This is a genomic window from Virgibacillus subterraneus (assembly GCF_900110695.1).
Lineage (GTDB): Bacteria > Bacillota > Bacilli > Bacillales > Amphibacillaceae > Lentibacillus > Lentibacillus subterraneus.
Genome location: NZ_FOEH01000004.1, coordinates 1 through 12,256 on the forward strand (window position 1 = coordinate 1; position 12,256 = coordinate 12,256).

A 12,256-nucleotide genomic window follows, 5' to 3' on the forward strand; every position below is an offset into this window, starting at 1 on the left:
TTCTAGTTTTTAGTCATTATCATTGCGGGTGAATTTGTCAGCTAATTTTGCGCCGATATAAGCACCTAAACCAGCAATTAAGCCAATTATAATTTCCCTATAACTAGAATTTGGAACGAACATGCTTGCTGCAAAAGCAAATAGACCAGTAATGAGTCCTACCAAAACACCTTGTGACCAACTTCTCTTTCTTTTCATTTCTACCTCCTATGCTTTTCTTAGCCATTTTATTTCTAAATCATTAGGAACTGCCTCATCGACAACTCCTTGTTTCACTTTTGCACCCGTTACTTTAATAAGCAATTTAGAAATTACTGTTAAACTGAAAATCCAGCGTTTAGTTTTCAAAAAAAAGTCTTTACTCTTTGGGGGTCATAACGCCACTCGCATGCGTCATTACCACTTTTTGAAATTGAATAATTTCAGTCGAATCTGGGGGGCTGTATTGTCCGCTTTCGTCAGATTTGAAATTGTAAATATATAGCCCATATTCCCCGTATCCTCCTTTATCCACTGTCATTTCCTCCACGATTTCTTCTTTTGAATAGGGAACGACTGTCACCTGCTCTGTATCATAGGCGGGCAGTTTTTCATGGTTATCAAAAAGAGTACCAATCGTAACCAGTTCTTTTTCATAATCCCCTTTAATCTTAATGGATACTTTTTGTTCCATTTTCAAATCATTAAACGAATCGACTTCACCTTTTACTACTGTATCTTCCTCTGCCTGCACTAGAAACGCTTCAATGTTTTTTTCGTTTTCGTCAAAATCCGCTGTTTCTCTTTGTTTTTCTGTCAATGTATCCCCTACATAGACTACTACCGTATTATTGTCATGGTTTACCCCGTGTATTTTTCCTTCAACAGACACAGTCTGATTGTCTACGCACCCTGTTAACAGCAAACCTATAACCATAATAATCCCAAGAAAAAATCTCATAAGAACCCCCTTATTTCTTATTGAAGTATTGCACCCGTTACTTTAAGTATATTATTTCGCAATCTATATTTTCAGGTATTTAAATTAAGCGTCTTTTAGTGGAACAAGTCCATAAACTTTCATAGAGTTTTTTATTTTGAACTTAGAGAAGCGTTTCTAGATGAAGGATTTATAAAATAGGTAACAGATACAAATAAAAAGCAAATTCCTAGCATTATGAAAACTATTGATTGGGAGAATTTTGTACCAATTAATCCTCCAAGTATCGAGCCTAATGGCATCAATGAAGTGGCTATGCTTGTGATTACTGCCATTATTCTTGCTAAAAAATTCGTAGGTACAATAGTTTGGATAGCTGTCATCATAAGTACTCCTGTTGCTCCTATAGGAATCCAGGAAGCACCAAAAAGTAAAATACTAATTAGATTATTAGGAGTAGATACTGAACTTATCCAAAAAATAAAAGTCAGTAAATAGGAAGCAATCATTAATTTTCCAATTGGAAATCTTCCTAGAAAGAAACTTGTTAATGCCCCCACTAAATTACCACCAAATAAAGCAGTCAAGAATAACCCATATACCTCTGGTCCTCCTCGCCAGTCAGCATAAGCAGGTAAATTTGCCATCATTGCTCCAATAACAAAATTGACCACTACTATCCCTAAAATAAATGGCGATAATGGAAATCCTAAAACATATCGAAACCCGTCTTTAAGTTCTCGAAAATAAACTCTATCTTTAGGATGATTTATTTCTCTTTTTATATTTTCATTTGATACATTTAATCCCAAAAATAATAAACAACCAATAATGAAAGTAAGAGTGTCAACATAAAAGAGAATATTAACTCCTACCAGAGCAATTAATACACCTGCTAATGCATTAAAAGATAAATCAGCTCCTTGATAAGCAAAGGCTAATATGGAATTTCCTTTCAAAAGGTCATTTTGTGGTAGTATTTCGGGAATAATTGCAAATTCTGCTGGTTCTGAAATCTGATTTGTCACTGATATAATAAATATTAGAAGTAAAAATATATAAATAGTTAATAAATCATATGTAATCATAATGGAGACAATTAAAAGTAGTATTGCTTGAACGCCTTGTGTAAGGGTTAATATTTTTTTCTTATCCCAACGTTCAATAAGTGGACCTACAAGAAATTGAAAGGACTGAGGAAGTAAGATTAAAAATCCTGCTAAGCCAGTATAAAAAGATGATTGACCTAGCTCAAACACAAACCACATTGCAGCCACAAAATAGATGCTATCTCCTATATTTGTAATAAGTCTTCCAAAAAACAAAAGTAGAAAATTTCTATTTTTAAATAAATTAATCAATTACTCATCCCCATTTTGTGTAAATGATTGAAGATATCTCTTAGATATTTAAAGTTCCTTCAGTATATATTATAACATTCTATTGGGACTTTTATTGACAATCTACCTATTGAAGGTTATTGAAACATCCTTCTGCTATAGTTGAACAGAAATGCCTTTTCCTTATTCAAGTAAAGCACCCGTTAGCTTAAGTACAGCTCTTCACAAGTAATTAAGTAAAAGGTAATTTAAAATTTTTCTATATCGGCTACTATACCTTTTAAAACATCTATTGAATTAGTTATGTCTTCGTCGTATTCGAGACTATGATTAACCCCAGGAATTAATTTAGAAATAATATTTTTGTTTGTTCTTATTTTATTAAACCTTTCCTCTGTATAGAAACGGTCTTTATCACCAATAAAGCACAAACCTTTATTTTTACTATCTACCATAGATGTGAAAACTTCATCTAAATCTAATATAGGTGTTAACCAAATAGTTTTAGCATCTCTGAAACAATTTCTTTTCAATTCAGAACTCATTGCAATTGTCCCTATTGATTTACCAACAATATAAAAATTCGTATACGAGTTAGTGTTTAGTACCTTATCTATGACTAATTTTGAATCACTTTTAACCGCTTCATATAATTCATTGCGAGTGAAATTGTTGTAAAACCCATCATTATAAGGATAATTAACTTCTAAGATATCTTTATATTTATTAAAAAATATACCAGTAGAATAGTGAAAAACTGGACTGTTAACCGTATAACCTGCACCTGGAAGTAATATCACTAAATCCTGTGAGTTTTCACTTTTGCCGTATAAAGTATAAGGTATTTTCTTTCCCTTGTACCCTTCGATACTTTCATTAATGTATTTCATTTTTATTCCTCCCCTAAAAAACCATATGTCCTTATTAAACTTTTCTCCTTCTATAGTTGAACAAGAAGTGCAATTCCTTATTCAAGGAAAGCACCCATTTGTTTAAGAACAAGTTGTGATTTTTTATTTAAATAACTCATTAAAGTAAATGGAAATAAGTGACCAATTAGGCAGATATAACAAAAATGGAACAAGCAAATAAAAAATTGTGTTTATGTCAAATCTAAATTTTTTCGGTAAAAATAGTAATACTATGGCAAAGAACAACGGGAAAATAATAAAAGAAACTGGTTGGCTATTCATTAAAAGAGTTATTGGTTTTGTGTCCATTAAAACCATCACAAAAAGGTAACAGTATTCTAAAAACAAAAACAACCCTATTGACCACCAAAACCATTTGGGTTGTCCCCACTTTTCTTCCTCCATAAGGTATTCCTCCTCATTAAAATATTCGGATTAAGAAGGTATATTTATTTCTAACCCATATTAAATTATCCTGCGTCTTTACTTCAATAAGTAATAGGAGCTGCCAAATCTACAACTCCTTGTTCAGCTAAAGCACCCGTTAATGAAATTACTTTAATTACTCAAGGAACCCAAAAAGTCACCTATGCGAATTAACATATCTTCAATTTTATGTTCTTTATTTAAATTCGCTTGACCAGTAACCGTTTCAACTTCTGATGATTCGCTGCCTTCTTTTTGGTACTGTAATTCTAAGGTGAAATCATAAATTATCTCTTCAGATTCTGTTTTCTCGTATTCGATATTTTTCACTTTAAAGTTGTAATCATATTTCATTGCTTCAATCAGTATTCCAGAACCATTATTGTTATTTACAAATTCCCTATAGGATGTTTCATTTGCAAAATAATCTTCAAAATGGGCTTTATCATATTGCAGTAAATCTTCGATGCTAGATTCTTCACTATTAAATATTTCCTTTAATTCATCATCTGGACCCGTAAGAGCATTCTGTAATACAGTTTCAATTGTCTGTATGTTTTCATCTTGTGCTTTCATTTCTGTGTTTTCAGTGCATCCAACCATAAATAATAGAAGTGAAGTTAAAAAAGCGATTGCTAATAATTTATAATTTTTCAAATAAATCTCCCCCTTTATAAGTAATACGACCATTTATTCAAAAGGCATTATATTCAAATCTTGTTCTTCAACTCTTCTGCACCGTTAATTTAAGTACATCTGTTCACATTTTATTTTAACATAAAATTCCAATGATTCTTCAAATACAAAATTAGGATCGCCGTAAACGACGATCCCTTGTTAAACTCTTGCGCCTGTTAGCTTAATAAACTTATTACCCTTTCTTTCACTTCCAGTGGTAAAGATTGTTTCAGTGCTTCTTCTAACATTTGTGGATGTTTTATTCCATTAGTTTTGAAATAGTTCTCAATAAGAATCGCTTTTTCTTGTTTGTTTGGAATTAACCAGTATAAGATATACCAATCTTCAAGCGAATATAAAGGAATATCCACCCCATTAATTTTTTTATGGGCAACAATGGATCCCTGTTGAATTGATAATTTATAAACCCCTTCATTATGTTGTATAGCAAATCCAGCCATTATATCGATATCAATATCTTCAATACTATATTTAGAGAAATACGTTGTACGAAAAGGGTTAGAACGTATTACTTCTTTCGGTTTCCCAATAGACGTCATCATTTTATTCAATTTGGTAGCATTCATTTCATCCACTAAAATATCTATATCATTTGGTTTATCAATTAAGTTGTAAAAATTAAGTAGAAGTGAACCACCTACTCCCCAAATAATATTCTTGTTAGTTATTCTGTCTCCGATAAGAGATAATGTCTTTAGCATATTAATTCCCCTAACATTATGGATACTTTCTAATACCAGACTACTACAGGAAAGATGTAAAATGGCTATTCAACTATTCTGCTGCGTTAGTTTAAGTACATTTCTTCACAATCTATTTATATTTTAACATAAATATCCAATTGTTCCTGAACTGATTTTTGATTGTATAGGCCAATACATAACCCGACGCTGGATTTATTAAAGATAAATTCCGGTTACACTTTGAGGTCGATCAGACTTATAATATATGGTGAATCGATTGTTGAAAAGAAACCTTAAACAAATAGGTCAAGTAGCGTATTTTATTTTCAGAAATGGACAAAATTACTACTAATTATAGTTCATTGGTAATATGAACGTAATGAACGAGGTCACATCTGATAAATTAAAGGTCCGATACAATAATTCCACCTTCAACCGAATAACTTGGAATTACAACGAATTGAATATATATTATGTTAACTCGATAATCTTTAAAAAAATAAGATGATTCACATCTTAATGTTTGTTCCTGTTCCCTTTTAGTTCTTTTTGTTTAAGCAAGCCTTTGCCTTATCGCATTTTTATGTACCTTAATCCCTCGATAATAAGTATCGTGCATTGTAAAATTAGTTTCAAAACCTAAATTGTTAATTTCGTTTCTTAGTGAAACCATAAATACCTCTGATCCTCCAACAAAAGTAATAAAATACCTATGATAATTTATATATCCATCTCCATCAAAATAACCTCTAATAAAATGACTCATATATTCCTTTGGGACTTCTGGAAATTTAATTTGACTGGATTTATTCGGCATAACCCCATGGATAGTCATTATGTCTTCTTTCATTATTTTACTATTTAATGTAAGAAAATGAACACCTGTCTTCATATTTTTATAAATAGGCTGTTCAGATCCAATTTCCTTCCTTATATCCTCTAGAATATACATTTACTTTTGTGCAAAACTAATAGACTGCATATCACGGGCAACTGTGTCGTCCGCAATGAAAAAACCCAATATATAGGCCATATTATTAGACCACGTTTTAAAATAATCTTCATTCATGGAATACTTTCGCTTTCAAATGAACGCATTTCTACATTATGCTTATGCAGTACCATTCTTACATACCTGGAAGATACATTAGCGCATTTTCCAATTTCAGTTGTACTTTTACCTTTTACATATAACTTAATTACTTCCTGGTCAGTTAGTGTCCTTTTTAGTAACTTCTTAGTCCTCTCACCCATTAATTACTTTCCCCCTATATATAATTACAAGAACATGTGTTCTGTTTAATTATATACCGGAGATTGAATAAACACAAATTTCACCCATTAAAACTTGGCTTATTGTGAAAATTTATGAGTATAGCCTTAGTTGCTCTTATGCTTTTATTTGACCTGATCCCCGAACAATATATTTCGTTGATGTAAGGGCGGGTAATCCCATTGGACCACGGGCATGTAATTTCTGCGTACTAATACCAATCTCTGCACCAAAACCGAACTCAAAACCATCGGTGAACCGTGTAGAAGCGTTATGATAGAGTGCAGCTGCATCTATTTTGTTAAAAAAAGCTTCCACACTATCTTTGTTTTCTGTAATTATTGCTTCGGAATGTTTTGACCCAAAGGTTTGAATATGTCCAATTGCCTCATCCAAACTACCCACAATACGTAGCGCAACTGTTAAGTTAAGATATTCTGTTTCAAAATCTTCATTGGTGGCTGGGAGCAAACTGCTGTCTAGTTGTCTAGCCTTTTCATCTGCTCTGATTTCGACGTCATTTTCCCTAAGTGCCTTAGTTAGCTTCTCAAAGTGCTGTTCAGCCCAATTTTGATGAACCAAAATTGTTTCTGCTGCATTACAAACAGATGGACGCTGTGTTTTTGCATTTACTGCAATTTCTACTGCCATATTTTTGCCAGCACTTTCATCAATAAAGACATGGCAGTTTCCTACACCAGTTTCAAGCACAGGTACTGAAGCATTATCAACCACTGTTTTAATTAAGTTTGCACCACCCCGTGGTATGAGTACATCTAAATATTCTGTGAGCTTGAACATTTTTGCTGCCGTTTCTCTACTCGTATCTTCTAACAATTGAACTGATTCAGTTGGTAACTCACTCTTCTCAAGTGCCCGGTGAATAACACTTACAATAGCCTTGTTTGAATTAATCGCTGATGAACTGCCACGTAATAAAACCGCGTTGCCAGTTTTTAAACAAAGGCTTGACGCGTCTACAGTGACATTAGGTCTTGCTTCAAAAATCATCCCGACAACGCCAAGAGGTACACGTATTTTTTCAAAGTGGAGCCCATTTGGGTTATCCCATCCCTCTACTACCTCGCCAATTGGATCAGATAAGGCTGCTACTTGCTGGACTCCTTCCGCCATATCATGAATTCGTTCCTTAGTCAGTTTTAGGCGATCAAGTAAATTATCATTCATACCATTATTTTTACCTGCTTCTAAATCCTTGTTATTCTCTGATAAAATAAACGCTGTCTCGTCTAACAGTTGTTTAGCTATCAGTTTTAATGCATCATTTTTTTGCTTTGTTGTGCACTGTGCAATAGTTGTTGCCAGATCACTAGCTTTTCGCCCTTTATCATTAAGTTCATTCATTTTATCCCACTCTCCTTTGTCACTGATACCCAATTGTTCCGGTGAATAACTTCTGGTCTGTTTTGCATCGTTATTACTTTAGCTTCTTTGCTGGAAAGGCCCTTTATCTGAAAAAGCTCATCAACTGTATAGTTTGTTTGCCCCTTACCGATAAGCTCTCCTTTTTCATTTAATACTTCAACAACATCACCTGATTTAAATGATCCTTCTAATGTTTTTACACCTGCCGGCAGTAAGCTTTTACCATGATGAATGATTGCAGACTCAGCACCTGAATCGATACCAATTTGTCCGGCAATGTTTGAATGGATACCTATCCACTGTTTTTTATTTTTTAATAATGTATTTGGAATATATCCTACATATGTTCCGTCGCCTTCACCAGAGATAATATCAAGTAGTTTGTTGATTCCATCGCCTTTTCCAATAAAAACCTTAACTCCAACTAATAGTGCTGTTTTTGCAGCTTCCAATTTGGAACGCATCCCACCTGTTCCTACTTTTGAACCTGTATTACCAGCAATAGCAAGAAGATCATCTGTAATTTTTGCTAGAAAGTTATACTTTTTTGCTCTTGGATTCTGACGTGGATCCCCATCATAAAGACCATTTATATCAGTTAAAATAATTAGTAAATCTGCATGTATAAGACCACTGACTAAAGCGGATAGTACATCATTATCTCCAAATGTTAATTCATCGACAATAACTGAATCGTTTTCATTAATAATCGGCAGTATGCCACGTTTTAAAAGTTCAGAAAGTGTCGAATAAGCATTATTGTATTGTTCTTGTTGTGAGAAATCATGACGTGTCAATAATAGTTGTGCGGATACGATATCTTCCTTTTGAAATTGTTCAAAATAGCTTTGCATAAGGAGTCCCTGTCCGACAGCTGCCGCAGCTTGTTTACCTTGTATTGTTACTGGCCTTGTTTGATATCCCAATACAGTAAAACCTGCTGCAACAGCTCCTGAAGTTATGAGTATTACTTCATTGCCTTCTCGCTTCAGTTTAGATAGTGCTGCAACGTGCTCCGCAATTTTCTCTTTCGAAAGACCACCGTGCGAATTAGTTAATGAACTGCTTCCGATTTTGACGACAATACGCTCTTTTGCCAAATAGATCCCCCCTTCTTATATTGTTAAAACAGTGGGAAAATTAAGTGTTTTATTTTAGGTATTAAAAAACCTCCCATCCTTCAAAGGACGGAAGAAATTTTTCCGATCGATCTGAGTTTGATCTAACCATAAATTAAACGGTATATACTATTTTCAACTAAATGCTTCGTCATTTATTATCTTTTCGTTGAAAATATTATAAGTTCATAAGTGAAATCCGTCAAGGTATAGCTTGACTAACTTTAAGCACATTAGATATATGCCTTTATCTATTCATCATCTGTTGTAATCCACGTTTTCCCATCTATATTATGTTGCACGGCCTCTTCAAGAGGCGAAAGCAGACTATCTTCCTTCTGATTTTCATTCTGCCCTGGATACTGTTCAAATCCACTTTCTATTACATCATTTAATATGGCTGGACTGTCTGTCTCCTCTTCTACATTTTTAATTTGTTTCTCAAACTTATTTCGCTTTTTCATTTTATGCCTCCATCCGTAAAGTATATTAATTCTTATTATCCCTATTTTTAATTTTTTTATTAGTTACTATAAGAATTCGTATTAATTTTTTCCATGCTTTTTAAGCACTCTAAAATTAGGAGGTGATTTAATGACAGATAAAAGAAATACAATTAATGGTGATGAGGCAAAAGAAGGTTTCATATCTGACCCTGGTGAAAAAATATATTGGTATTAGAACAAATAAAAGCAACCAATTCGCTAATCCTTTTGATGCGACTTCTTTAAGAAGAAACATAAACAGGAGAAATTAAACAAAACGTTATAATAGTACTGAGAGGGTACTTGGACCTTGTGGTATCAAGCATTTAATTTTAGCCGTGCCGTTAAGAAATTATAATTCTTTCTTACTGCATAAGTGCAACTGAGTATTGGTGATAAGCCAAGCTTTCTAATGTATGAAAAAATGGCCACAATAAAGCGAACAGAATTCATACTGTTCGCTAAGCAGATATTACGAATAAAATTTTCATACTTCACTAATATCAAAAGAAACAATTCTATCTGTATTCGGATTATAAACAACATTTCCCCGAACTTTAATTCTTTCCTGTTGTGATTGCAAAGTATATTCATATGTTTCCTGCGTTTGTGTAGGAGATACTTGAGTTTCTCGTATGAAGTTGTATTCTCTTATATTGTAGTCAGGATATGCTAATTGAGTAAGTTCCAGTAAATATTTCCCCCATTTCTGCTGCTCTAATTCTGGGTTAGCAATAATTTCAACATCAATAACTCCTTGTGCTGTGTTTGCTCCTAGTGCTTCAAAAGCTCTTCGATGAAGGTTAATTTTGTTTTGCGGATAACCAGAAACCTCATCCACCACAGTTAACAAAAGTTCCCTCCCTGTTTGTGGGTTTCTTACTTTTATTGTTTGACGACATTCATACGGGGAATTTTTACCAACCGCTGCTGTCATATAACGGTTTTGAGACCAAGGAATACCACATTTAGTTTCCTGACCTCCCTCTGTCCAGGTTGCCTGACCTCTAATTGGCTGTTGACGGTTGTAATAATCATAATAGTATCGATTATATGGACCACGTGGCTGCATATAATAGGGGTTATTTACATACTGGTATCCATTTATATTGTAAGGATCATTAAAAAACATACTTTTCCTCCTATCTTAAGTAGAACATTCTAGATAATATATGCACCGTATATTTGGCCTGTTACAGGAGCCTTGTTTAAAATGATTGTTCTTAGACAAGTTTATTTGAAAGTATAATAAGTTAGGTGGAAAGGAGTATGCCATGAGACATCTTGATTGGCAGATGATGCTATTTATTGGTTCATCTCTTTTGCATGATTATTGGGTTTACTGGGGGCTTCCAAGAGTTTACTGCTGGAACACCAGCTTTTTTACTAATAATTATGTAGTTTGCTTTAAATATTTGCTTCCTTCTCGAACACTTAGTTTTGCCAGCTTATTTTCAGAAATAAATTGCTTTACTGACTTGGGATTTGTCTTAGAATATTCTCTCAAGGCCCATCCAATTGCTTTTTGAATAAAAAATTCCTTGCTATCCTTATTTTGTTTAATGTACCGATACAATAATTTATCATCTGTTTCGCTTTTGTACTTTAATTGAAAAAGAATTGCTGTTCGTCGAAGCCATAAATTATCCCCATATGCCCATCCTTCAATAGTCTCAGAAATTACATCAGGGTTGTTTCTGGCAATCTCTCCTACAGGTTTCTGAGCAAGCATATCTACCGTATCCCACCATGACTTTGTTGTAATTAAATGTTCGATAAAGTAGATATCATCTTTTTCAAGTTTTTTTAACGATCTGTCAATATAGTCAAGAGCGGCATTCTGAAATTCCCGCTCTTCCTTCTTCCATAACATTAATACAAATTCTTTTTGAAATGGCTCTTTTAAAATTCCGCTTTCATTGTAAAACTTTTTCATTATAGCTCTCCTCTCGGGTGTTTTAATACCGAGAAAAGGGAATTTATCTTTCATATATCGCTTCATTGGTATAGCCTGTTCTAGATCCTGGTTCTCCTCAAATAACCTTATCAGATATTCCAAAACGTATTCTCCTTCTAAAATCGGACTATTTATTTTCAAACAGATTCATACTAAGATACCGTTCCCCAGTATCAGGTGCCATGCATAAAACTTTTTTCCCTTTACCAAGACGTTTTGCTACTTCAATTGCAGAATAGACTGCAGCTGCTCCAGACAATCCAATAAATATCCCTTCCGTTTGGGGTAGTTTTTTAAACATATCAACTGCATCTTTATCATCAATCAGCATTATATCATCATAAATAGACGTATTTAAGATATCTGGGATAAAACCAGGGCTTGTTCCAACTAATTTGTGTTTACCAGGTTTTCCACCTGATAAAACTGGCGATCCCTTTGGTTCTGCGACGGTAATTTCAAGGTTAGGGATTTTATCCTTCAACACTTCTCCAGTACCCGTTACAGTGCCACCAGTTCCAGCCGTAGCAACAAACGCATCCAATTCCCCATCCATCTGTTCAAAAATTTCTAATGCAGTGGTTGAGCGATGTATATCTGGATTATCGCTGTTTTCAAACTGCTGTGGTATAAAACTTCCCGGAATTTCCTGCTGCAGTTCTTTCGCTTTTTCAATTGCACCTGGCATTTTATCTTTACTTGGTGTTAGCACAACTTTCGCACCAAACGCTTTTAAAATATTTCTTCGTTCCTGAGTACTATTGTCAGGCATTACTAAAATTGCTTGATAACCTTTCGCTGCTGCATTCATCGCTAATCCTATTCCTGTATTCCCGCTAGTTGGTTCGATGATTGTATCACCGGGTTTAATTATCCCTTTATCTTCCGCAGCTTTTATCATATTATAAGCTGCACGATCCTTTACACTTTTGCTGGGATTTTGTGATTCCAGCTTTATATAAATATCTGCCGCTTCTTCTGGTACAATATTGTTTAATCGAACTACAGGTGTTTCTCCAATTAGTTCTGATATGTTTTGTGCTACCCTCATAAGTTAAG

Annotated in this window: 16 protein-coding genes; all 16 read right to left on the bottom strand. The window is 33.9% G+C overall.

Annotated features, from left to right (window positions below):
• Positions 1-9: 9 nt before the first annotated feature.
• Positions 10-198 (bottom strand): hypothetical protein, encoded by a 189-nt coding sequence (locus BMY13_RS11835; protein WP_092492808.1) that lies wholly within the window; start codon positions 196-198, stop codon positions 10-12.
• 9 nt (positions 199-207) lie between these two features.
• Positions 208-348, bottom strand: a complete 141-nt coding sequence (locus BMY13_RS19520) for a hypothetical protein (RefSeq protein WP_175476792.1) — start codon at positions 346-348, stop codon at positions 208-210.
• Positions 349-358: 10 nt separating this feature from the next.
• A complete protein-coding gene (locus BMY13_RS11840; RefSeq protein ID WP_092504877.1) occupies positions 359-940 on the bottom strand; it encodes a hypothetical protein in 582 nt (193 codons plus the stop codon).
• A 131-nt stretch (positions 941-1,071) separates the two neighbouring features.
• Positions 1,072-2,280 carry an MFS transporter gene (locus BMY13_RS11845; protein WP_092504879.1) on the bottom strand — a complete coding sequence of 403 codons (1,209 nt, stop codon included), beginning with the start codon at positions 2,278-2,280 and terminating at the stop codon, positions 1,072-1,074.
• A gap of 227 nt (positions 2,281-2,507) precedes the next feature.
• Positions 2,508-3,149 carry an alpha/beta hydrolase gene (locus BMY13_RS11850; RefSeq protein ID WP_092492811.1) on the bottom strand — a complete coding sequence of 214 codons (642 nt, stop codon included), beginning with the start codon at positions 3,147-3,149 and terminating at the stop codon, positions 2,508-2,510.
• 123 nt (positions 3,150-3,272) lie between these two features.
• Positions 3,273-3,575: a hypothetical protein gene (locus BMY13_RS11855; protein WP_092492812.1), complete on the bottom strand. Its 303-nt coding sequence runs from the start codon at positions 3,573-3,575 to the stop codon at positions 3,273-3,275.
• Between the two features lie 153 nt (positions 3,576-3,728).
• Positions 3,729-4,253 (bottom strand): hypothetical protein, encoded by a 525-nt coding sequence (locus BMY13_RS11860; RefSeq protein ID WP_092492813.1) that lies wholly within the window; start codon positions 4,251-4,253, stop codon positions 3,729-3,731.
• 197 nt (positions 4,254-4,450) lie between these two features.
• Positions 4,451-4,996, bottom strand: a complete 546-nt coding sequence (locus BMY13_RS11865) for a nucleotidyltransferase family protein (protein WP_175476793.1) — start codon at positions 4,994-4,996, stop codon at positions 4,451-4,453.
• A 535-nt stretch (positions 4,997-5,531) separates the two neighbouring features.
• On the bottom strand, positions 5,532-5,930 hold the full coding sequence (locus tag BMY13_RS19765) for an LAGLIDADG family homing endonuclease (RefSeq protein WP_245736099.1): 399 nt from the start codon (positions 5,928-5,930) through the stop codon (positions 5,532-5,534).
• A gap of 113 nt (positions 5,931-6,043) precedes the next feature.
• Positions 6,044-6,232: a helix-turn-helix domain-containing protein gene (locus BMY13_RS19770; RefSeq protein ID WP_245736100.1), complete on the bottom strand. Its 189-nt coding sequence runs from the start codon at positions 6,230-6,232 to the stop codon at positions 6,044-6,046.
• 136 nt (positions 6,233-6,368) lie between these two features.
• Entirely contained in the window at positions 6,369-7,616 is a 1,248-nt protein-coding gene (locus BMY13_RS11875; RefSeq protein ID WP_092504881.1) for a glutamate-5-semialdehyde dehydrogenase, read from the bottom strand.
• Positions 7,613-8,737, bottom strand: coding sequence for a glutamate 5-kinase (gene proB, locus BMY13_RS11880; RefSeq protein ID WP_092504883.1), 1,125 nt, complete (start codon positions 8,735-8,737; stop codon positions 7,613-7,615). The genes BMY13_RS11875 and proB overlap by 4 nt, the downstream gene beginning before the upstream one ends.
• Before the next feature lie 269 nt (positions 8,738-9,006).
• A complete protein-coding gene (locus BMY13_RS11885) occupies positions 9,007-9,219 on the bottom strand; it encodes a hypothetical protein (protein ID WP_092492821.1) in 213 nt (70 codons plus the stop codon).
• A gap of 508 nt (positions 9,220-9,727) precedes the next feature.
• A complete protein-coding gene (locus BMY13_RS11890) occupies positions 9,728-10,372 on the bottom strand; it encodes a DUF3889 domain-containing protein (protein WP_092492822.1) in 645 nt (214 codons plus the stop codon).
• Positions 10,373-10,633: 261 nt separating this feature from the next.
• Positions 10,634-11,299 (bottom strand): DNA alkylation repair protein, encoded by a 666-nt coding sequence (locus BMY13_RS11895; RefSeq protein ID WP_281243706.1) that lies wholly within the window; start codon positions 11,297-11,299, stop codon positions 10,634-10,636.
• A 25-nt stretch (positions 11,300-11,324) separates the two neighbouring features.
• Positions 11,325-12,248, bottom strand: a complete 924-nt coding sequence (gene cysK / locus BMY13_RS11900; RefSeq protein WP_092504885.1) for a cysteine synthase A — start codon at positions 12,246-12,248, stop codon at positions 11,325-11,327.
• Between the last annotated feature and the right edge of the window lie 8 nt (positions 12,249-12,256).

What these genes read in the sequence shown, in the direction of transcription:
- BMY13_RS11885 (WP_092492821.1), bottom strand. Translation starts at nt 9,219, where the DNA reads ATGAAAAAGCGAAATAAGTTTGAGAAACAAATTAAAAATGTAGAAGAG.
- cysK (WP_092504885.1), bottom strand. Translation starts at nt 12,248, where the DNA reads ATGAGGGTAGCACAAAACATATCAGAACTAATTGGAGAAACACCTGTA.
- BMY13_RS11890 (WP_092492822.1), bottom strand. Translation starts at nt 10,372, where the DNA reads ATGTTTTTTAATGATCCTTACAATATAAATGGATACCAGTATGTAAAT.
- BMY13_RS19770 (WP_245736100.1), bottom strand. Translation starts at nt 6,232, where the DNA reads ATGGGTGAGAGGACTAAGAAGTTACTAAAAAGGACACTAACTGACCAG.
- BMY13_RS19765 (WP_245736099.1), bottom strand. Translation starts at nt 5,930, where the DNA reads ATGTATATTCTAGAGGATATAAGGAAGGAAATTGGATCTGAACAGCCT.
- BMY13_RS11855 (WP_092492812.1), bottom strand. Translation starts at nt 3,575, where the DNA reads ATGGAGGAAGAAAAGTGGGGACAACCCAAATGGTTTTGGTGGTCAATA.
- BMY13_RS11840 (WP_092504877.1), bottom strand. Translation starts at nt 940, where the DNA reads ATGAGATTTTTTCTTGGGATTATTATGGTTATAGGTTTGCTGTTAACA.
- BMY13_RS11865 (WP_175476793.1), bottom strand. Translation starts at nt 4,996, where the DNA reads ATGCTAAAGACATTATCTCTTATCGGAGACAGAATAACTAACAAGAAT.
- BMY13_RS11835 (WP_092492808.1), bottom strand. Translation starts at nt 198, where the DNA reads ATGAAAAGAAAGAGAAGTTGGTCACAAGGTGTTTTGGTAGGACTCATT.
- BMY13_RS11850 (WP_092492811.1), bottom strand. Translation starts at nt 3,149, where the DNA reads ATGAAATACATTAATGAAAGTATCGAAGGGTACAAGGGAAAGAAAATA.
- BMY13_RS11875 (WP_092504881.1), bottom strand. Translation starts at nt 7,616, where the DNA reads ATGAATGAACTTAATGATAAAGGGCGAAAAGCTAGTGATCTGGCAACA.